Origin of the sequence: Rhodoferax fermentans (genome assembly GCF_002017865.1) — a bacterium.
GTDB classification, from domain to species: domain Bacteria; phylum Pseudomonadota; class Gammaproteobacteria; order Burkholderiales; family Burkholderiaceae_C; genus Rhodoferax; species Rhodoferax fermentans.
Genome location: NZ_MTJN01000002.1, coordinates 1,917,842 through 1,938,787 on the forward strand (window position 1 = coordinate 1,917,842; position 20,946 = coordinate 1,938,787).

The window sequence follows — 20,946 nt, forward strand, 5'->3', positions numbered from 1 at the left end:
TGGGAATCACGCGCCGTGGTTTTGGCGATTTGTCTTTGGACTCTCATGAACAGTTCCTCCTCTTTGCCTAGTCCGTTGGTTCTCGTTGTTGAGGATGAACCAGGCATATCCAGCATCTTGATGGCATACCTTGAACGTGATGGCCTGCGTGCCCAGCATTCCGGCAACGGGTTGGAGGCTTTGCGGATGTTCCGGCAGCTGCGGCCCGACATGGTGCTGCTGGACATTCATATCCCCGGCATGGACGGTTTGGATGTTTTGCGAGCGATCCGCGAAGAGGGGCAAACACCGGTCATCATGGTGACTGCACTGGCCGACGATATCGACAAGCTGCTGGGCTTGCGTTTGGGGGCAGACGATTACGTGGTCAAGCCCTTCAGTCCGCCCGAGGTGGTAGCGCGAGTGCGAGCCGTGCTACGACGCGCTCAGCCCCCGTCGGATGCCAAAGCTGCACAGCCAATCCGCGCGGGGCGCATCGAAATCAATCAGGAAGCCCACGAGGCGCTGGCCTATACGGAGGATGGCCGGGCTGTGCCACTGCCCCTCACGCTGACAGAATTCCGTTTGCTGGCTTGTCTGGCTGCACAACCCAGGCGCTGTTTCTCAAGATCTCATTTGATTGAAAACTGCCTGCCCGAAAGCGACGCGCTGGATCGCGTGATCGACTCACATTTGTCCAAACTGCGCCGCAAGCTGCAGCAGGCCGGACAGGGTGATTTGATTGAGACGGTGCGGGGTGTGGGGTATCGGCTGTGGCCTGGTGAACACTGAGCGAGTTGGGTCGCCATGAAATCACTGAAAGATTCTTTTTTTGGCCGCATCTGGGTTCGGCTCGGCTTGTACATTGCCGGGACCTTGCTGGCGACGATGGCCCTCTTGGCTGCAAGCCTGATGGTGTTCGAAGAGATTCAGTATCGCGATTTCTACCGGAGCCTGCCAAGTGCCGTGCGTGCAGAGATAGATGAGTTGAACGAAAAAGGTCAGGAAGAAAGCCCTGAGGCCATGGTTATCTACGGCCAATACTGGCGAGGTGACATCTGGTTCAGTGAAAAATGGTCGCTCGCCCTCGGTCTGTTGATCTGCCTGCCTTTTGGCTTGGGGGTTGGTTTTTTTGTCTCGCGCCTGTTTTCGTACCCTTTGGCCTCCATGGCCGAGGTTGCCACCCGCGTTGCCGCCGGCGACTTCACCATGCGTGCTCAGCCTGGCCGCTACAGAGGCGAAATGGCGGACATGCTGACCCATTTCAACCAGATGATCGACTCCTTGGAAAACATGGCGCGTGAGCGCAGAGCGACCACAGCATCGATCTCGCACGAGTTGCGCACGCCGCTGGCCGTGTTGCGTGCCCGCCTGTATGCCATTTGTGACGGCGTCATCGAGGTCGACGCCAAGGAATCCAGCTTGCTGCTTGACCAAGTCGAGTATCTGGGGCGCTTGGTGGGAGACTTGCAGACCTTGTCGATGGCAGAGGCGGGCCGCCTGTCACTCAAGATGGCGCCTCTGGACTTGATCGCGCTGACACGTGGCGCATTGGCCAGTTATGCGGATCGCATTGCGCAATATCACATGAGCTTGCAACTGCATCTGCCAGATGACTCTACCAAGGCCATCGTGAACGTAGATCCTGATCGCATGCGGCAGATTCTTTTCAACCTGCTGGAAAACGCGCTGCGACACGCCAAACAAGGCGGCTGGCTTGGTGTGGAAGTGACCGTCGATGATGCAGCTGATGAGGTGGTTATGCGTGTGAGTGACGCTGGCCCCGGCATGTCTGAAGACATGCTGGCGCGGCCCTTTCAGCGGTTTCCGCATGCACCAGGTCATGCCGGTGAGGGTCTGGGGTTGGGGTTGTCCATCGTTCAGGCATTGGTGGGGCGCCAGCATGGCACGGTCCAGGTCCACAATCGACCGGAAGGTGGAACGTGTTTTACAGTGCGCTTTCCTTCTGCTTTGGCGTAGCGGCGCAGTGGTTACCCAGTGTCCGCACCCTCAAACGAGGTTCTGGTCGCACCTCGACACGTCGCGCCGATCAGTCGGGTAGCCAGGCCCGCAAATCCAGCTCCAGAAACAGGGTGCCTTCAATCGGGTTGAACACATACCCGGGCACCGGCACAAAACCCATGGAGGCGTAGAGGGCCCGCGCGGCGCTCATGCTCGGCAGCGTGTCCAGGCGGATGGCGCGGTAACCGGCCTCTTTCGCCACCGTGCAGATCACCTGCGCCAGCCGCCGCCCCAGCTGCTGGCCACGTGCCACCGGGCGCAGGTACAGGCGCTTCATTTCACACAGACCATCTTCCAACGGGCGCAGACCCACACAACCCAGCGCCTGGCCATCGGCCCAAGCCAGCAGCAGACGACCCTGGGGTGCGGCGTAAGCGCCGGGCAAACCGGCCAGCTCCGCCTCAAAATTCTGGAAACACAGGCTGACACCCAGGCTGGCCTGGTACTCACGCAGCATCTCGCGCGCCAGACTCAGGTGTTCTGGGAAGCGGGCGTCGCAGATGTCGGCCACAGGCAGCAGCGTTGTGCTCATTTGTGTCCAAAAAAGCGTGCAAAAAAACCGCCTGGTTTGGGTGCAGCTGCCTGATGCACCACCGGGCTGCTGTGCACCGGCTGGCTGGTGAGCCATTTACCAAAGCGCAGGTCATGCGTCATGATGTGGCCAATCAACCATTTGTTCAGAAACTTTCGCATCTCCTGCACCCGATCTTCGGACCAGGCCTGGTCACTGCCCAAAAACTCGGCCACTTGCGCGGCAAACTCTTCGTGCAATTTCAGATGCTGCTCAAAGGCCGGGTAGCCGCTTTTTTCCATCAGCGCCTGCTCGTTGGAAAAATGGGTGACCACATAGTTCAGCAGTTCGTCCACCGTGTGGTCGACCGAAGCCAGGTTGAGCGCGCGCACCAGGGTGAACAGCTGTCGGTGCTCCTGATCGACTTGGTCGATGCCGATTTTGAACCCGTCGCGCCATTCGATCACGAACGGCGCTCTCGTGGGAGTTGTCTCTGGTGCCATGCGGTATTGCCCCTTCCAACGAACACGTGTGATGGGCAAATCCTACATCAGACACCAAGGGTTTCCCCAAACCATCGGGGTGAAACCGCTGGGCGCCTCAAACCAAGCGCCTGCAGAGGAGCAAAGATCTACATGGGGACTGTTCAAATCAAGCGGGCAGGGCCAGAATCTGTGGCCAAACGAGACCACTTATGGTTCTGGTGTCGTTGCCAACCTGATTCGCCTGATCTTTATGTCACCACTTGAAGCCAGAAAAATCATTGGTGCGCTCGCCAATGGCATTGACCCCGAAACGGGAGAGATCCTCCCCGCTCAGAGTGCGATCAACAGTCCGCAGGTGGTTCGTGCACTCTTCGTCGCCGTTCAGGCCCTTGACAAGGCAGTCAAGCGCGCTGAACGCGATGAAGCACTTCCTGGCAACGCGGGACGCTCCTGGTCAGACACTGAAGATAGCGAACTTCTCAAGGCCTTTGACGCAGGAGCACAAGTCAAAGCAATCGCGGCGAAGCATGGTCGCACTCTGGGCGCCATCACTTCTCGTCTTGTCCGGCTCGGAAGAATCACTGACCGTGCGGAAATAGCTTCCGGGTCTTAAAAAACCGCGCAACCAGGACCCATTAGGTCTTCAAGGAGATGGCGCGATGAGCGCCAATCTCTCAGCCCCTTCCTTTATTCCACCGAAATCGTCGCTGCCAGTGTGTGCACGCCGCCAGCCGGGATGCTGATGGTGTCTGGGCCCGCGTTGCAGGTTTCCACACACAACATCTGGCGGTGTTCACCAGCAGCCATGTCGACGATGTTTTTTTCCTTTTCTGACCAGGGGTTCCAGACCACGGTGCTGGCGCTGCCCTGTTTGGTTATGCGGATGCGGCGGCCTGTCACGCCGTCCACAATCACGCTGTCGGCGGTGGTGTCGGTGTAGATGCGGTCGGTTTCGCCGGTGAACACCACGTCGCCCTCTTGCTGGCAGACGGCAAAGTTCTGTACCTTGTTAATGTAGCTGCCACCGGCCAAGCCCTGCACCGTGGTCTGGTGGATGTCGCTGGTGGCAAAGTAGGTGTGCAAAGCCTGGTTGATGCTCAACGGTGTCGCGCCTGTGTTGCGGGTGGTCAGTGCGATGGTGAGCGTGCTGCCGACGGTGACGACCAGCTCCAGGTCAAAAGCAAAATCCCACAGCGCGCGGGTGCTGGCGTCGTCGCTGATGCCCAGACGCAGCACCAGCTGGCCGCTAGCGTCCAACTCGGCACCACGCACTTGCCAGACCATGGTGCGCACAAAACCATGCATGGGCTTGTCGGCCAACGGGCCAAACCAGGGCCAGCACAGTGGCACACCGCCACGCACGGGTTTGCCCAGTTCAAAAATCGCCGCTTTGGAGACCCAGATCACCGGCGCCTGCCCGGCGGGCTGCCAGCTCAGCACATGGGCGCCGTGCAACGCGACGCTGGCGGTGGCCAGCGAGGTGCTGATTTCGGCCACCGGCAGGCCGGGGATGGCTTCGGTGAAACGCAGGGCATTGGGCACAGCGAAGTTGGTGTTCAGGGTGTTGAGCGTTTGTGTCATGGTAAAGACCTGGGTTGAGTAAATTTACAAAAAGAGAGCATCAAGCTCAATGGTTATAAGGGCCAGAGGCCGAAATGCTTTGACAACGGGCCAGAATGGCCTGGGCCAACTGGGGCAGCAGCGCGGGCGAGAGGTCGTGCCCCATGCCCTCCACCACCAGCAATTTGGCACCGGGGATGTGGTCCGCCGTGTCCTGGCCGCCGGGCAGGGGCACCAGCGGGTCGTCGCGGCCATGGATGACCAGGGTGGGTGCGGTGATGCGGCGCAGCAAGGGGCGGCGGTCACCACTGGCGATGATGGCCATCACCTGGCGCGTCAGGCCAGCGGGTTCATAGGCGCGCCGGATGCCGCGACCAACCCGCTCGCGCAACGCTGCGTCAGACTCACGGAACACCGGGCTGCCGATGGTGCGCACGATGCGCACCTGGTTGTCGATCACCGATTCGATGTCCTTGGGCCGCGCCGGGCGGCTCACCACCACACGGCGCACATGCAACGCGGGTTGTTGCAGGCGCGGGTGGCCACTGGTGGACATGATGGAGGTCAGGCTCAGCACCCGTTGCGGGTGCGCAGCGGCCAGCACCTGGCCAATCATGCCGCCCATCGACACCCCAACGATGTGGGCCTGCTGGATCTGCAGCGCATCCATCACCCCCAATGTGTCCAACGCCATGTCGTGCAAGGTGTAGGGCGAAGGCACCGGCAGCTTGAGCACCGAGGCGGCAATGGTGCGCAGCAAGTCAAACCGCCCATGGGCCGGGGCACGGGCCGACAGGCCGCAGTCGCGGTTGTCAAAACGCACCACGCGGTAGCCGCCTGCCACCAGGGCCTGGCACAAGCTGTCGGGCCAGGCCACGAGCTGCAAGCCCAAACCCATGATCAGCACCATGGCCGGATGCGCCGGGTTGCCCAGCACCTCGTAATGGATGGGCCAGGCGCCGCTGGTGCGGCCTTCGACAGGCGCCAGCGGGGCCAAAGCGGCAGCACACGAGGGGTTGGGGTGGGGTGAGTTCATTTTCGAAACGTCGTTCCGGATTTTACGGCGTCGCCGTGGGGGTCAACAGGTCGCGTGATGCTACCCACTCTATAGCTATGGGTCCTTTGAATATAAGGGCTAACAGCCATTTTTACCCAAAATCTGCGGCGAGGCCAGCCACCACAAAGTCGATCCAGACACGCAACTTGGGCGCCAGATAACGGTTAGGCGGGTACAGCAGCCAGGCCGTCCCGGCGTAGTCGGTGACATGGGTCCAGTCGTCCAGCACCGACACCAGTTGCCCACTGGCCAGCGCCTGGCGTGTTGTGAAGTCGGGCAGGCTGGCCAGGCCCAGGTGCTGCAAGGCGCCGTCAAGCCGTACCTCGCTGTGGTTCGCGACATAACGACCAGACACACGCACCGTCACCTCGTCGCCGCCCTGGCGAAAGCGCCAGTGGCGGTCGCGTTCGTCTTCGCCCAGGTACAGGCAGCTGTGCTGGGCCAGATCACGCGGGTGCACCGGTGTGCCGTGGGTGCGCAGGTAGTTGGGGCTGGCGCACACCCGGTGATGCACCGGCATCAGCGGGCGCCCGGCCAGGCCGGGTGGTGGCGCGTCGGTGAGCCGGATCGCCAGGTCCACCGCCTCCTCAAACAAGTCCACCACCCGGTCGGTGATGATCAGTTGCACGTCCACCTCGGGGTAACGCGCCAGAAAGACCGGCATCAGCGGGTGAATAACTTGGCGGCCAAAGGCCTTGGGCATGCTGATACGCACCAGCCCACGCGGTGTGGCGCTTTGGGTGTCGCTGAGCGCCATCACCTCGCGCGCGGCAGCCACCAGGGTTTGACAGCGGCTGTAGGCGGCGCTGCCAGCCTCGGTCAGGCGCAGCTTGCGGGTGCTGCGCTCGAGCAGGCGCACGTGCAAAGCGGCCTCCAGCCGGGCCACCTGGCGGCTCACCGCCGACGGTGTCACACCCAGATGCCGCGCCGCCGCCGAGAAGCTGCCCGCGTCCACCACACAGGCAAAGACGGCCATGTCGGTGAGGTTCTCAAGCGGGGTATTCATGCGTTTGAAGCACAGCTGATGTTCTGAATCACATGATTATCACGATGTAAGAAGCAATCTAGCATCCCACCTCTGTTTCAACAACTGTCACAAGCCTTCCATGACCACCCTGCCCCTCCAACAACCCGCGCACCTGCTGCGCCTGTCCGACCTGACCCTGCTGGTCGTGGCCATGGTCTGGGGCACCAGCTATGGCGTGGCCAAAGGAGCGCTGGCCTTTTACCCGGTGCTGGGTTTTCTGGCGCTGCGTTTTGGCCTGACCTTTGTGCTGCTGTTGTCCAGCTTGCTGCGCGCCAGCGCCCAACAGCGCCGCGACGCCTGGCGCAGCGGGCTACCACTGGGGGGCTGGTTGCTGGCGATTTTTCTGTGTGAGACCTTTGGTGTGGCGCACACCCAGGCCAGCAATGCGGCCTTGCTGATCAGCCTGTGTGTGGTGATGACACCGTTTGCCCAGTGGTGGCTGCTGGGCCAGCGCCCGGCGCCCGCGCTGTTTGGCTTTGCTGCGGTCTCGCTGCTCGGGGCTGCGCTGCTCAGCGGCGGTTTGACCGGCGGCCTGGCCTGGGGTGATGGCCTGATGCTGGGCGCGGCGGTGTTGCGCGCCATTCTGGTCTGCCAGACCAGCCGGCTCACGCGCCAAAGCAGCGCCACCAGCCTGCAGCTCACCGCCGTGCAGTCCGGCGTGATCTGCCTTGGTTGCCTGCTGCTGGCGCTACTGACACGCGGCGGGTTGCCCGATTTGCCCAGCCAAATGGTCTTCTGGCAGGGCACGCTGTACTTGGTGCTGGGCTGCACCGTGTTTGCCTTTTTTGCGCAGAATTGGGCGCTCAAACACAGCGCGCCCAGCCGGGTGGCTTTGCTCACCAGCAGCGAACCTGCCTTTGGTGCGCTGTTTGCAGTGTGGTGGCTCGGAGAGTCGCTCAGCCCCCTGGGCTGGCTGGGGGCGGCATTGATTGTGCTGGCAGCGTTGTGGACCACGTGGCGGCGCCACTGATCACCCACAAGCGCCGGGCACAGATCAGGTGGGCCCATCTGGCACATAATTTGCGCGGCACTCGGCCTTGGCATGGGGAGGCGTCCTCCCCTCAAACTTTCTGGAGCAACCATGGGCTTGAAGACACACAAGAAACAATCGGTCGCTCGCCGCCTGGCGTTGCTGTCCTTGACCGGTCTGACCCTGGTTCTGATGCTGGTGGCCATGACCATCGGGGTCATTGAATGGCGCAGCGTGCATGGCCTGATGCGCCAGTCGGTCGGTGAGAAGCTGCAGGGCATTGTGGCGGTGGCCGATGCCTCCGAGCACACCAACCGCGAGATGGCGGTGCGCAACTTCACCCGGTTTCGCAACGAGTTTGACCCGGCACTCACCTACAACAAAGACACCAGTGAACTGCTGAGTTTTGGCGTGCCGGTGAACGGTGACTTCAGCTCGGTGGACCGCTTCAACAAGGACACCGGCGGTGTGGCCACCGTGTTTTCACGCAAGGGGGATGACTTTGAGCGCGTCACCACCTCGCTGAAAAAGCAGGATGGTGAGCGGGCCATGGGCACCCTGCTGGACCGCAAACACCCGGCCTACGCCCTGGCCATGGCGGGCCAGACCTACACCGGCCCGGCGCTGCTGTTTGGCAAGCCCTACATGACACATTACGAGCCGGTCAAAGACAGCAGCGGGCAGGTGATTGGCATCTTCTTCATCGGCCAGGACATCGGCCTGCAGCAGGCCGCGCTGGAGAAACAGATCATCGAGACCCGTTTTTTTGACAGCGGTGGCGCCTACCTGATCGAGGTCAGCGGCCCTGCCGCCGAGGCACGTTTTGTGGTGCACCCCACCGCCAGCGGCAAAAAGCTGAGCGAGCTGTCCCCCCAGGCCGAGGGCTTTGTGACCGAACTCATGACAAGCCCAGACGGTTATCTGCCGCAAGCCCTGCCCCTGCTCAACGGCGCCACCGATCAGCGCTGGGTGATGGTGCGCAAGCTGGAGCTGGGCAAACGCTGGCTGGTGGCCGAGGTCAGTGCGTCCGAGGCCATGGCCCAGTACTGGACCAACATGAGCCTGATATGGGCGCTGCTGGCCGCCACCGCGCTGCTGCTGGGCCTGGGGCTGTACCTGCTGGTGCGGCGCACGGTGAGCCAGCCACTGCACGAACTGGCCACGGCGGTGCTGGCGGTGGCGCAAGGGGATCTGACGCGCACCTTTGAGAGCAACCGGCGTGACGAGATTGGTGAACTGGTGACCGAAACCGAAGGCATGCGACTGCGTTATTTGCAGGCGCTGCAACAGGTACGCCACGCGGCCGAGAACATTGGCACCGCCAGTTCCGAGATCGCCAGCGGCAACCAGGACCTGAGCCAGCGCACCGAACAGACCGCCAGCAACCTGCAACGCACCGCTTCCAGCATGACGCAGCTGACCGGGGCGGTGCAGCAGTCGGCCGCCGCAGCACACCAGGCCAACCAGCTGGCGGCGTCGGCCGCATCGGTGGCAGCACGCGGCGGGGTGGTGGTGGGTGAGGTGGTCAGCACCATGGACGAGATCAACCAGAGCTCGCGCCGGATTGCCGACATCATCAGTGTGATCGACAGCATCGCGTTCCAGACCAACATCCTGGCACTCAACGCGGCGGTGGAAGCCGCCCGCGCCGGCGAACAGGGACGTGGGTTTGCGGTGGTGGCCACCGAAGTACGTAGCCTGGCCGGGCGCAGCGCGGAGGCCGCGCGTGAGATCAAGGCGCTGATCACGGCCTCGGTCGACAAGGTCGAGTCAGGCTCGCGGCTGGTGCAAAACGCCGGTGACACCATGCGCGAGATCGTTGACTCGGTGCAGCGGGTGAGTGACATCATTGGCGAGATCAGCGCCGCAGCGGCTGAGCAGTCACAAGGCATCAGCAGTGTCAATGTCGCAGTCGGTGAACTGGACCAGATGACGCAGCAGAATGCCGCCCTGGTCGAACAATCGGCCGCAGCGGCCGAGAGCCTGCGTGACCAGGCACAACGGCTGGAACAGGCGGTGTCGGTGTTTAAACTGGCGCACCTGGCCACGCTGAGCCAAACCGCTCTGGCCGCGCAGGCGCCTGCGCCCCGTTTGGGCCAGCCACATTTTCAAGCCCTGGGTCATACTCGCGGCTGATATTTCTGAGGAACTTTGGACATGAATGCACCCGTCAGCACCACTCTTTTGAACACACCCCAGGCCTTGGACCAGGTCAGCCGCGCCTGGGACCAGGACATTGTCAAACAGCTCAGCGACTACATCGCGATCCCCGCCAAGTCACCGATGTTTGACCCTGACTGGGCGCAGCATGGGTTCATCGACACCGTGGTGCGCAACGCTTTTGAATGGGTGCAGGCGCAAAAGGTGCCCGGCTTGCAGATCGAGATCGTGCGCCTGCCCGGACGCACACCAGTGCTGTTTTTTGAATTGGCCGCATCGCAAGGCGCTACACAATCACAAGCACCAAACCCTGATAACACCAGGGCTAGCGGCCAAACTGTCATGTTTTACGGGCATCTGGACAAACAGCCCGAGTTCACCGGCTGGCGTGCCGACCTGGGGCCGTGGACTCCCAAATACCTGGAAGGCAAGTTGTATGGCCGCGGTGGCGCCGACGACGGTTACGCCATCTACGCGGCGGTGGCAGCGATCCAGGCGCTGCAAAGCCAGCAGGTTGCCCACCCGCGCATCGTGGGCTTGGTAGAGACCTGCGAAGAGAGTGGCTCGCGTGACTTGCTGCCCTACATCGACGCGCTCAAACCCCGCCTGGGCGAGGTTGGCCTGGTGATCTGCCTGGACTCGGGCGCGGGCAATTACGACCAGCTCTGGCTCACCAACAGCCTGCGTGGCATGGCCAGTGGGGTGCTCAAGGTTGAGGTGCTGACCGAAGGCGTGCATTCGGGTGACGCCAGCGGCCTGGTGCCGTCGAGCTTTCGCATCCTGCGCCACGTACTGGATCGGCTCGAAGACAGCGCCACCGGCCGCTTGTTGCCCGCGCAGTTCCACTGCGAGGTGCCAGCGGACCGGCTGGTCCAGGCGCAGGCTACGGCAAACATCCTGGGTGACGAGATCTACAAACGTTTCCCCTGGGCGCATGCCGACTGCGGTGGCGCCTCACAAAGCATGCTGCCCACCACCACCGACCCGCTGCAGGCGTTGCTGAACCGCACCTGGCTGCCGACCCTGAGCGTGACCGGTGTCGAGGGGATGCCCGACCTGCAAAACGCGGGCAATGTGCTGCGCCCCTACACCGCCTTCAAACTGTCCTTGCGCCTGCCCCCTCTGGTGGACGCTGCCAGCGCGGTGGCCGACCTCAAAACCCTGCTCGAAGACAACGCGCCCTACCGGGCCAAGGTCACCTTTGACCACGCGGCCGGCGCCACCGGCTGGAACGCCCCGAGCACCGCACCGTGGTTCGAGCAGGCGCTCAACGCCGCCTCACAGAGCTGTTTTGGCGCACCCTGCGGCTACATCGGCCAGGGCGGCACCATACCGCTCATGAACATGTTGTCCATGGGTTTCCCGAAAGCCCAGATGATGGTCTGTGGTGTGCTCGGCCCCAAGAGCAACGCCCACGGGCCCAACGAGTTTTTGCATGTGCCCTATGCCAAAAAACTCACGGCGGCGGTGGCGCAGGTGATTGCGGCGGCGGCCTACGCGGCCTGAGGGAAGCCAAACCAGCCTGGGGTACTTTCCCAGGCTGAAGCATGTTTGATGCCTCCAGCCCTTATGCCATAAGGGATAGCAGCTATCAAACCAATAGGGTTTGATGGCACAGACTCAGGCAACCTCGACGCGGTTGCGTCCGGCGCGTTTGGCGCGGTACAGCGCCTGATCAGCCGCTTGCACCAGGCTGTAAAAATCCACGCCATGGTCGGCAAACGTGGCCACACCGATGGACAGCGTCGCCATGACCGGGCGGCCCGCCAGTGCCAGCGGACTCAGCTCGTAACGCTGGCGCAGCTCTTCGGCCACCGCCTTGGCCACCACGGCATCTGCGGCCACCAGCACCAGCAAAAACTCCTCGCCACCGTAACGGAACAACATGTCGCTGTCGCGCGTGCGCTCCAGCAGCAAGCGGGCGGTTTCACGCAACACATCGTCGCCCACCTGGTGCCCATAGCTGTCGTTGATGCGCTTGAAATAGTCAATATCAATCATCAGCAGGCTCAGTGGCTGCCCATCGCGGGCGCAGCGTGCCAGCTCCCGCTCCATGACGTCGCTCAGGTGGTGCCGGTTGAACAAGCCTGTCAACGCATCACGGCGTACCTGCTCGCGCAATTGGGTCTGCAGGCTCTGGATCTCGGCCAACTGTTGTTGCAAGGCCAGCTCTTTGGTTTGTAACTCCTGGCGGGTGTCACGCAGCCGCATCGAGCGTTTCTGGCTGTCCAGAGACACAAAAAACAGATACAGAGAGACCGAGACAATAGCCAGCGCCGTCACCCAGGGATCGGTCTGGGGCTGCAGTGTCCAGCCGGTGATCGACCCGGCCAACGCACAGCCCACGGCCAACAAACTCAGCGCCTCCAGCCAACCGCGTGTACCGCGGTACAGGGTGAGGTTCAGCAAACAGCCGATCACCATGACAAAGCTGATCCAAAGCGGGAAATGCAGCACCGCGATCCACGCGCCAAGACTCAGCGCATCCAGATACATGTGTCTGATTTCTGCCGCCATCGGGTCGGCGGCGCGCCGGGCAAGCCAGAAGGCCAGCTGGGGGTACACCGCAAAGTGCGCCACCAACACCAGCCAGAGCAGCGGGCTTCGGTCTTGCGGAGCCACGTGCAAACCAACCACCACCAGCAACATGGCATAACCCAGGCTGCGGTGGCGGTGGTTGACATGCACTGCCCAGTGGGTCTTGCCCCTTGGCGCAGCGGTGGGCGTTATTTCTGGCAAGTGCAACAAGGTATTTGGGGGGGGAAGGGGTGATTCTGTCAGGTGCCTGGGGCTGGCAGATCATGACCCAGAACCTCAGCGCAAGTCAAACAACTCGTCGTGAAAGTTTTTACCGGACAAGCCGCGTGTCGCAAAGTCGGTCTTGAGCGCCTGGCCAAATTTGGCGGGGCCACAAAACCAGATGTCACCCAGGCGCCAGTCGGGCACCAGCGCGCAGATGCTTTGCGCGGTGAGTCTGCCGTCCTGGGCCTCCACCAGCACATGCAGCGTCACCCGGGCTTCACGTGCGAGCAGCTTGAGTTTGTGGATGGCCAGGTGGTAGGGTGAGGCGGTGGCGTAGAACAGGTCGATGGGTTTGGCCTGCGGTGCCAGCACCAGCTCTTCCAGCCGGGCGACAAAGGGCGTGATGCCAATGCCACCACCGACCCAGATCTGGCGTTCACAGTCGCTGTCAAAGTTGAACTGGCCGTAAGGCCCTTCGATGTGGACCGGGTCACCCAGCTTGAGGCGGCTGGGCAGCAGCGTGGTGTAGTCACCCAACCCCTTGATCAGAAACACCATATGGCCGTCCCCCGTCCAGGCGGATGAGATGGTGAAGGGGTGTGCGCCCTCCACCTTATCAAAGCGGACAAACACAAACTGCCCGCTCTGATGGCCCGACCAGCGACCCTGGAGCTGCACGCCCACCTCCAGCACCCGCACGGGCTTGTGGGTATTGACCAGCGTCACCACACCCAGCACCCGTCGGCTCAGGCCAACCCGCCGCAACAGAATCACCACCGCAGCCAGGCTGCCACCCAGCATCAGCAACGCCATCACCGGGCCCATCAGTTGCCCCCAGTAACTGAACTTCATCAACACCATGGCATGGACCACCAGAAACAGGTAAGCCACGGCCAGCCAGCGGTGGGTTTTGAAAAATAGGTGGTACGGAAACCACTTGACCAGCGCCAGCACCATCAGCAACACGGCGGCGTAAAAAGCCCACTCACCCACACCCTCGGCCAGGCCGCGCTGGCTTTGCAGGAATTTGAAAATCGGGTTTGCAGGCTCGGGCGCGCGCTCATGCGCGTGGCGCTCCAGATAACCCAGGTTGGTCAGCCAGCTAGGGCTTTGTTTACACAACCAGTGCAGCGTGACCCACACCAGGCCGCTGATACCCAGCCATTTGTGCAGGCGGTACATCTTGTCCAGGCCACCGAAAAACGGCTCCAGCATCAGTGGTCGTGCGGCCAGCATCAGCGCCACACTCATCACGCCCATACCCATGATGCCGGTGAAGTTGATCAAGGCATTGCGCCAGCTGCCAAAACCCGATGGCATCTCCAAGCGCAGGTCAGCCAGCAACCACAACACGGCCAGCCCAGCCAAAAAACCCCAGAAGCTCAGTTTGATGTGTTTCACACAAGGCCCAGTCGCTGAGCACAGCCCATGTGTGCTAACCGGCTGACCCGTTGATGCCAGCGCAGTCAGCTTGACCCCAAGCGCAGAATAGTTCGGTGTGTTGGCACCCCCTGGCGCTCACGCAGTCGCCAGAGAGATCAGCGCGTCAGCGTCTGGATGAGCTGCTGGTGCTGCGGAAAGTTTGCGCTTAACGTAGCGCGATCCGCCAGACAGAAGTCGGCAAAATCAAAACCGGGCGCCACGGTGCAGCCCACCAGCGAGAAAGCGCCCCCATCAGCCACCCGGGACGCAAACCAGGTGTGGGCGGGCACCACATGCTGAAAAACCTCACCCTGGGCCACATCCGGCCCCAGGCGGGTGCAGCGCAAGTCTCCGGCCGGGTTGATCTCAAGCACCTCGAGCGCCTGCCCGGCATAAAAGTGCCACATCTCATCAGAGCGGATGCGGTGAAACGCGGAGAAGTTGCCCTGCTCCAGCAAGAAGTAGATGCCGGTGCTGGCATGTCTCTGAACCGCTGGGCCATTCTCAGCTTGGGTCACGTCCATCCGCAGCGGGCTGCGGTAGGTTTCCCGGTAATAGCCGCCTTCTGGGTGGGGCTGCAACTGCAGGGCCTGGATGAAAGTCTGGGCGTGGGTGCTCATGGGTCCTGACTTTAGCGGCTGGTGTCGACCGGGCCAAGGCCACAGGCCTTCGCGGCAATCTCCAGCGAACGCAGGCGCCGCGCTGGCTCGAACACATCACACACCAGCATCAGCTCATTGGCCTGGGTGGCCTCGGCCAGGGCCGCCAGGCCGCTGGCCACCTTGGCCGGGCCACCAATCACGGCGGCAGACAGGAAGTCGCCGATGGCGGCGCGTTCCTGCGGCTGCAGTGTCTCCATGAAGCCGGGTGTGGGTGGCTGCAACCGCTGGCGGGCACCGGTCAAGATGCCCAGCACCCGTTGGTAGGTGCTGCTGGCCAGAAACTCGGCTTCTTCGTCACTGTCGGCCGCCATCAGGGGCACCCCCACCACCACATAGGGCTGGCTCAGTGTTTTGGACGGCTTGAACAGGCTGCGATACAAGGCCAGCGCCTGGTGCAAGAGGCGTGGTGCAAAGTGCGCCGCAAACGCATAAGGCAGGCCACGCTCAGCCGCCAGTTGGGCCGAGAACAGGCTCGAACCCAGCAGCCAGATCGGCACATTGGTATCGGCGCCCGGCATGGCAATGATGCCTTGCCCGGGCTGGACAGGCCCCAGCAGCCGCTGCAGTTCGGCCACATCACGCGGAAAGTCCTGCTCTGTCTCGGCGCGGTCACGCCGCAGGGCGCGCATGGTGAGCCGGTCGGTGCCGGGGGCACGCCCCAGACCCAGGTCAATCCGGCCCGGGTACAGCTCGGCCAAGGTGCCAAAAGCCTCGGCCACCACCAGCGGCGCATGGTTGGGCAACATGATGCCACCGGAGCCGACCCGGATGTGTTGGGTGCCACCGGCGATGTAGCCCACCAGCACCGCCGTGGCCGAGCTGGCAATACCGGCCATGTTGTGGTGTTCGGCCAGCCAGTAGCGGGTGAAGCCCAGCGACTCCGCGTGCTGCGCGGTCTGCAAGGCAAGGGCCAGCGCCTGCGCCACGGTGCCACCTTCTCGGATAGCGACCAGGTCGAGCATGGAGAGTTGGAGGGATCGGGATGGGGTCATGGTGTTGAAATCTCAGAGGTGCAGGTCGGAAGGTGGAGAAACCCACCACATGCACATGGCGTGCACGATCCGTTGACACGCATTGTTGCCGCAGCCTGTAAAACCCCACACGACGCAGCCTTGATCGGCAACGTCTAGCGGCTTCGGTTGGGCTCGCTACTGAGCCCCCTGCCATCTCATATTTTGTATGGTCGTGGCGGCACATTCACATACAAAAATAGCGTCTAGCCCTTATAAAACAAGGGCCAGACGCTATCAAACTTAGCCTGAATGGATGGATGTGATCCGTCAAGCCTTCGCAGGCGCGTATTTGCTCACCGCTTCCCACAGCCCATTGAGGTACACCGCACCGAGTGCGCGGTCATACAGGCCATAACCGGGCTTGCCCGTCTCACCCCAGATCATGCGCCCATGGTCGGGACGCCAGTAACCCTCAAAACCCACGTCGTGGTAAGCCTTGACGATGGCCGCCATGTCCAGCGAGCCATCACAGGAGTTGTGGGTGGATTCAAAGAAGGTGCCATCGGGCTCGACCTTGACGTTGCGCAGGTGCCCAAAGTGGATACGGCCCTGGCCACCAAACTCTTTGACCAAGGACGGGATGTTGTTGCACAGGTCTGCACCCAGGGAGCCCGAGCACAGGGTCAGGCCGTTGGAGGTGGAGTCCACGATGTTGACCAGGCGTGCCAGGTCATCGCGGTTCTTGACAATGCGTGGCAGACCAAAGATCGGGCGCGGTGGATCGTCCGGGTGCATGGCCATCTTGATGCCCACTTCTTCTGCCACCGGGATGATGGCTTTGAGGAAGTACTCCAGGTTGGCCCACAAGCTTTCTTCGTCGACGGACTTGTAGTCGGCCAGCAGGGCCTTGAGCTCTTCGGGTTTGTAGCTGGCATCCCAGCCCGGCAGGGAGATGCCCTTCTCCGGGTCGATCTTGGCCACCGCTTCGGCATCAAAGGCCAGGGTGAAGGAGCCGTCAGGCAGCTGTTTGGCCATTTCGGTGCGGGTCCAGTCAAACACCGGCATGAAGTTGTAGCAGATCACCTTCACACCCACGGCCGCGCAGTTGCGGATGTTTTGCTGGAAGTTGGCAATCAGGCGGTCCCGGCTGGGTTTGCCCAGTTTGATGTCTTCATGGGTGGGTACGCTCTCAACCACTTCGAATTTGAGGCCTGCGCCTTCGATGCGGTCACGCAGGGCTTGCAATTTGTCGATGGGCCAGACTTCACCGACGGGCACGTCGTAGATGGCCGACACGATGCCGTACATGCCGGGGATCTGGCGGATGTATTCGAGTTTGACCGGGTCGGATTCACCGTACCAGCGGAATGTCATTTTCATAGGAGGTCTCCTGGTTGTAGGGGGCTATGGACTGTGGCTGTGCTTAGAACACGAGTTGGGTGGCCACGGCCACTTGCGGGTGTTTGGCCAGGCGCTCAAAGGCGGCCAGCAGTTCGGCTTTGAAGCCGGCATGGGCACGCAGGTCGGTGCCGAAGATTTTCTCAATCGACAGCAGGTTCTCCACCACGGTGGCGGGGTTGGTGCTGCTGCGGGCCTGGGCCAGGATGTCGGCTGACAGGGGGTCGTTGAGCACGGCGTCTGCGGTGTGAGCGGTTTTGACGGCAAAGTGCATCCAGGCGGCAATCGCGGTGGCGATCATCGGCGAAGTCAGGCCTTTGGCTTGGCGGTCACGCAAGGGCGCGAGCAGGCGCTGCGGCAGCTTTTGTGAGCCGTCGGAGGCAATCTGTGCGGTGCGGTGTTTGAGGGCGGGGTTGCGAAAGCGTTGTTTGAGGCTTTCCACGTACTCGGCCGGGTTGACACCTTTGGGGGCATGCAACACTTCACGGATCTCGACCCACAGCGGGTCCAGGATGTCGGTGATCAGGGGCAGTTGCATGGCATCGGCCACGGTTTCACGGCCGGTGAGTTGACCCAGGTAGGCCAGGGTGGAGTGCGCGCCGTTGAGGCAGCGCAGTTTCATGTTCTCCCAGCATTCGATCTCGTCGGAGAAGATGGCCCCACCGATGGTCCAGTCGGGGCGACCCATGGTGAATTGGTCTTCGATGACCCATTGCACAAATTGTTCGGTGACCACGGGCCAGGCGTCTTGCATGCCGATGGCTTGGGTGATGTGGGCACGGTCTGCATCGGTGGTGGCCGGGGTGATGCGGTCAACCATGGTGCAGGGGAAGGTGACTTTGGCTTCGATCCAGGTGGCCAGGTCGGCATCGACTTCGCGGGCAAAGGCGAGCACGGCGGCTTTGGCCAGGATGCCGTTGTTGGGCAGGTTGTCGCAAGACAGGACGGTGAAGGGCAGGATGCCTGCTGCGCGGCGGTTTTTGAGGGCCTGGACGATCAGGCCGAGCACGGTTTTGGGGCTGCTGGGGGTGTCCAGGTCAGCGGCAATGGCTGGGGCCTGGAGTTGCAGTTTGCCGCTGGCGGGGTCGAGGTAGTAGCCTTTTTCTGTGACGGTGATGCTGACGATGCGGGTGCTGACGTCGCTCATCTTGGCCAGCAGTTTGTCGGCGTCTTCTGCACCACCGAGGACGTCGATGATGGAGCCGATGACTTTGATGTTTTCACCATCGGCGCCCATTTCGGCCAGGGTGTAGAGGCCGTCCTGGGGGACCAGGGCGTTTTTCATATCCGCGGAGATGACACCAGCGCCCACAATGCCCCAGGCCAGGTCACCTGAGGCCAGTACGGCTTCGGTGAACATGGCTTGGTGCGCCCGGTGAAAGGCGCCTATGCCCAGGTGCACGATGGATCCAACCACTTGGCTGCGGTCGTAGGATGGCCGGGTGACCGTTGCGGGCAGGTGGGACAGGCTATTTTTATTCAGATGCATGGTGGCTGGCATGGGTTGGGATGTAGACAGTTTGGAGACAGCGATACGGCCTCGATCAAACCATGCCACGGTCTGGCCTGGTCCTGTTTGAGGAAACGTCACTGTTGTTGCAAGGGCAATTCCATGACCCTTGTTCGAAAAAAATTGTAGGGTTCAGCCTTGGATGCGGTCCAATGTTATTGGGGCATAGGGCGATACCTCCACAGCATGGCAGGCCGATTTGGGTGGCAAGCTCGCCGCCTGGACATCCTGGCCGCTATGGACTGAGGGCGCCTGCCAGGCCGGCTGCATAGTGGTGACGGTAATCCCGGACGCAAGCCAGCAAACCCGCCAGCAAGGGTGATGACTCGTCCTTGCGGTAAATGCAGTGCAAACCAATCATCGACGCACTGTCTGCGGCCAAAGGCCGGAACACCACCTCGGGCAACTTCAGGTTAAGGACCGATTCCGGCACCAGGGCGCTGCCAAAGCCACCGGACACCATCACCACCGCCGACACCATGTCGGCCGCTTTGTGAACAATGAGCGGGTTGATCTTCTGCAGCTGCGACAAGGCCGGACTGGCAAAAAAGATGCTCTGGTCCTGCTCACCAATCAGCGGCTCTTGCTCCAGGTCCGTCAGGCTGATGCTGGTTTTAAGCGCCAGCGGGTTTCTCTGGTTGAGCGCCACCCACAAAGGCTCTTCTCCCACCAGCTCCGACTGCAGCTCCGGCGACTCAGGGAAATAGCGGTCAAAGGCCACCATGATGCGGCCTTGCTGCAGGGCTTCCAGCTGCCGTTTTTTGGGCGCGTTGTGCAGCACCACATTGACCTTGGGGCGTGCGCGCGAAAACGCACCCAGTATGCGGGGAATGGCATTGAGCATGGGGGAGCCAAAAACGCCGATGTCGATGCGCCCCTCTTGGCCAGACGCAACACGCCGGATGTGTTCGGTGGCCAACTCGACGTGGGAACTGATGTTGTGGGCATGCCCCAGCAGCGCCTCTCCGGCCTGAGTCAGCTCAACCCCAGAACTGGTGCGGGTGAACAGCTGGACCCCCAACTCCTCTTCAAGCGCCTGGATGTGCCGGGTAAGCGGAGGTTGCGTCATGTGCAGCCGCTCTGCCGCGCGGCTGATGTTGCGCTCTTGCGCCGTCACGATGAAATATCTGAGTCCACGTATGTCCATGATGTTGTTTTCTATGCGGTGTTGCCGCGTTGTCACCTGGCGTGATCGTAGCGCCAGCACGGTCAGCCAACCACCGTTTCAACAAAACACCATGGCCACAAGACGCATGGCGCTGCCGCCCGGTTCTGAAACCATCTCACATCCCAACAAATGGGGATTGCATCGAGCGCCAGGCTTGGGTAAGCTGTTGCCGGATCAGAAGGCGCCCAACAAGCAGGCCACTGCAGATCGGGATGGGTGCCACTTCTCAGAACGGGGGAAGAACATGCTCACATCACGCTCAAGCGCCCGGGTCCGGGCCATCACCCTGCTGCCTAGCCTGCCAACATTTGGCGCAGGTCTGGCCTGGGCTCTGATCATGCTGTTGGTACTGGCCATAACACCTGCTGCGGCCAGCGAAGCGGCCCATGGCCAGTTCCGACCGTCCCGCTCGTGTGAGGCCTATCTTTCCTTTGCCAAAGGCAGCAACCCGGGTCTGGTCAAAGTGGTGCCGGGAACAGATTACGACATCCGGGAGGTCAACACACGCGAGGCCCGCTGGCTGCGCATTCAGATTCCCGAGCTCAACGAACCTCTGCGCTGGGTGGCCGCTGAATGCGGCGTGGTCAACGAGCTCACTTACGGCCGCCCACCAGCGGTTGCTGACAAGTCCTGCAGCCAGCCAGGCCTGCAAGACAGCTATGTGCTGGCCATCACCTGGCAGCCTGGGTTTTGTGAACACGTCAAATACAACGGGACCAAACCCGAATGCGACAACATGGCCGATGGTCACCTGCTTGTCTCCAATCTGACACTACACGGGCTGTGGCCCAACCGCAAACAATGCGGCACACATTACGCAGACTGCGGCAACACACCACTGTCCCTGTCCGAAGACACCGTGTCCTACATCGCACCATGGATGCCCAACTTTTTCTTCGAAAACACGTTCGGGAACTATGAATGGATGAAACACGGCACCTGCCAAACAACGATGGACGCCAACACCTACTTCCGGCGTGCGGTGGATGCTGTGCGTACCGTCAACGATGCCACCGTGGGTCAGTACATCCGCGCCAACATCGGTGGCAGGATGTCTCGTACCGAGTTCTTGCGGCTCTTCGCGCAGGCAACGGGGCTTGCCAACCCACAGAACCAGGTGGGACTGGTCTGCGCGGGTGAGTACCTGCAGGAAATTCGCATCCGCCTGCCGCTGGACTTCAAAGAGGGTATCGGCCTGCGTGAGCTGACAGGGACGGCGCCCGGCACTCAGGCCATGGGGACTGCGTGCCCCGAAGACATCCGTATCGAGGCCAGTGGCAAGAACTGAAGCGGCCTGGCAAGCCGGTTGAGCTGGCGGGA

General features: G+C 61.9%; 19 protein-coding genes. 7 read left to right on the forward strand and 12 right to left on the reverse strand.

The annotated features are described in order from the left end of the window. The first annotated feature begins 45 nt into the window (after window positions 1-45). Complete coding sequence (locus RF819_RS09130; protein WP_078364702.1) at window positions 46-771, forward strand: response regulator; 726 nt, start codon at window positions 46-48, stop codon at window positions 769-771. 15 nt (window positions 772-786) lie between these two features. Further along, window positions 787-1,959: a sensor histidine kinase gene (locus tag RF819_RS09135; protein WP_242473098.1), complete on the forward strand. Its 1,173-nt coding sequence runs from the start codon at window positions 787-789 to the stop codon at window positions 1,957-1,959. 70 nt (window positions 1,960-2,029) lie between these two features. Here the strand turns inward: RF819_RS09135 and RF819_RS09140 are convergent, their stop codons facing one another. Together RF819_RS09140 and RF819_RS09145 are read right to left on the reverse strand one after the other, a co-directional pair. Next, window positions 2,030-2,533, reverse strand: a complete 504-nt coding sequence (locus tag RF819_RS09140; RefSeq protein WP_078364703.1) for a GNAT family N-acetyltransferase — start codon at window positions 2,531-2,533, stop codon at window positions 2,030-2,032. Then, window positions 2,530-3,015: a bacteriohemerythrin gene (locus tag RF819_RS09145; RefSeq protein ID WP_078364704.1), complete on the reverse strand. Its 486-nt coding sequence runs from the start codon at window positions 3,013-3,015 to the stop codon at window positions 2,530-2,532. The genes RF819_RS09140 and RF819_RS09145 overlap by 4 nt, the downstream gene beginning before the upstream one ends. A 31-nt stretch (window positions 3,016-3,046) precedes the next feature. On the opposite strand from RF819_RS09145, the gene RF819_RS21690 reads away from it, so the two are divergent. Then, complete coding sequence (locus RF819_RS21690) at window positions 3,047-3,610, forward strand: hypothetical protein (RefSeq protein ID WP_242473108.1); 564 nt, start codon at window positions 3,047-3,049, stop codon at window positions 3,608-3,610. Window positions 3,611-3,684: 74 nt separating this feature from the next. Here RF819_RS21690 and RF819_RS09155 read toward each other — a convergent pair whose 3' ends face one another. The 3 genes from RF819_RS09155 to RF819_RS09165 form a co-directional block, all read right to left on the reverse strand. Continuing rightward, complete coding sequence (locus RF819_RS09155) at window positions 3,685-4,578, reverse strand: D-hexose-6-phosphate mutarotase (protein ID WP_078364705.1); 894 nt, start codon at window positions 4,576-4,578, stop codon at window positions 3,685-3,687. A 46-nt stretch (window positions 4,579-4,624) separates the two neighbouring features. After that, window positions 4,625-5,593 carry an alpha/beta fold hydrolase gene (locus RF819_RS09160; RefSeq protein ID WP_078364706.1) on the reverse strand — a complete coding sequence of 323 codons (969 nt, stop codon included), beginning with the start codon at window positions 5,591-5,593 and terminating at the stop codon, window positions 4,625-4,627. A gap of 112 nt (window positions 5,594-5,705) precedes the next feature. Next, the gene (locus RF819_RS09165; protein ID WP_200224285.1) at window positions 5,706-6,620 is read right to left on the reverse strand and encodes a LysR family transcriptional regulator; all 915 of its coding nucleotides are present in this window, start codon (window positions 6,618-6,620) and stop codon (window positions 5,706-5,708) included. 100 nt (window positions 6,621-6,720) lie between these two features. Between RF819_RS09165 and RF819_RS09170 the strand changes: the two genes are divergently transcribed. The 3 genes from RF819_RS09170 (at window position 6,721) to RF819_RS09180 (ending at window position 11,277) form a co-directional block, all read left to right on the forward strand. After that, entirely contained in the window at window positions 6,721-7,611 is an 891-nt protein-coding gene (locus tag RF819_RS09170; protein WP_078364707.1) for a DMT family transporter, read from the forward strand. A gap of 111 nt (window positions 7,612-7,722) precedes the next feature. Continuing rightward, window positions 7,723-9,747, forward strand: coding sequence for a methyl-accepting chemotaxis protein (locus RF819_RS21890; protein WP_078364708.1), 2,025 nt, complete (start codon window positions 7,723-7,725; stop codon window positions 9,745-9,747). 21 nt (window positions 9,748-9,768) lie between these two features. Beyond that, window positions 9,769-11,277, forward strand: a complete 1,509-nt coding sequence (locus tag RF819_RS09180) for a M20/M25/M40 family metallo-hydrolase (RefSeq protein WP_078364709.1) — start codon at window positions 9,769-9,771, stop codon at window positions 11,275-11,277. A 114-nt stretch (window positions 11,278-11,391) separates the two neighbouring features. On the opposite strand, the gene RF819_RS09185 is transcribed toward RF819_RS09180, so the two are convergent. The 7 genes from RF819_RS09185 to RF819_RS09215 all read right to left on the reverse strand — a co-directional run bounded on the left by RF819_RS09185 (window position 11,392) and on the right by RF819_RS09215 (window position 19,605). Continuing rightward, a complete protein-coding gene (locus tag RF819_RS09185; protein WP_143541647.1) occupies window positions 11,392-12,510 on the reverse strand; it encodes a sensor domain-containing diguanylate cyclase in 1,119 nt (372 codons plus the stop codon). Between the two features lie 75 nt (window positions 12,511-12,585). Continuing rightward, the gene (locus tag RF819_RS09190) at window positions 12,586-13,914 is read right to left on the reverse strand and encodes a ferredoxin reductase family protein (protein ID WP_078364711.1); all 1,329 of its coding nucleotides are present in this window, start codon (window positions 13,912-13,914) and stop codon (window positions 12,586-12,588) included. 137 nt (window positions 13,915-14,051) lie between these two features. Continuing rightward, window positions 14,052-14,555 carry a cupin domain-containing protein gene (locus tag RF819_RS09195; RefSeq protein WP_078364712.1) on the reverse strand — a complete coding sequence of 168 codons (504 nt, stop codon included), beginning with the start codon at window positions 14,553-14,555 and terminating at the stop codon, window positions 14,052-14,054. A gap of 11 nt (window positions 14,556-14,566) precedes the next feature. After that, window positions 14,567-15,589, reverse strand: coding sequence for an LLM class flavin-dependent oxidoreductase (locus tag RF819_RS09200; RefSeq protein WP_078364713.1), 1,023 nt, complete (start codon window positions 15,587-15,589; stop codon window positions 14,567-14,569). Between the two features lie 288 nt (window positions 15,590-15,877). Continuing rightward, window positions 15,878-16,930: a mannonate dehydratase gene (gene uxuA / locus RF819_RS09205; RefSeq protein ID WP_078364714.1), complete on the reverse strand. Its 1,053-nt coding sequence runs from the start codon at window positions 16,928-16,930 to the stop codon at window positions 15,878-15,880. Window positions 16,931-16,973: 43 nt separating this feature from the next. Beyond that, complete coding sequence (locus tag RF819_RS09210; protein WP_158081250.1) at window positions 16,974-18,437, reverse strand: mannitol dehydrogenase family protein; 1,464 nt, start codon at window positions 18,435-18,437, stop codon at window positions 16,974-16,976. 256 nt (window positions 18,438-18,693) lie between these two features. After that, on the reverse strand, window positions 18,694-19,605 hold the full coding sequence (locus tag RF819_RS09215) for a LysR family transcriptional regulator (protein ID WP_143541648.1): 912 nt from the start codon (window positions 19,603-19,605) through the stop codon (window positions 18,694-18,696). A gap of 265 nt (window positions 19,606-19,870) precedes the next feature. On the opposite strand from RF819_RS09215, the gene RF819_RS09220 reads away from it, so the two are divergent. Continuing rightward, on the forward strand, window positions 19,871-20,914 hold the full coding sequence (locus tag RF819_RS09220) for a ribonuclease T2 family protein (protein WP_078364717.1): 1,044 nt from the start codon (window positions 19,871-19,873) through the stop codon (window positions 20,912-20,914). The last annotated feature ends 32 nt before the right edge of the window (window positions 20,915-20,946 follow it).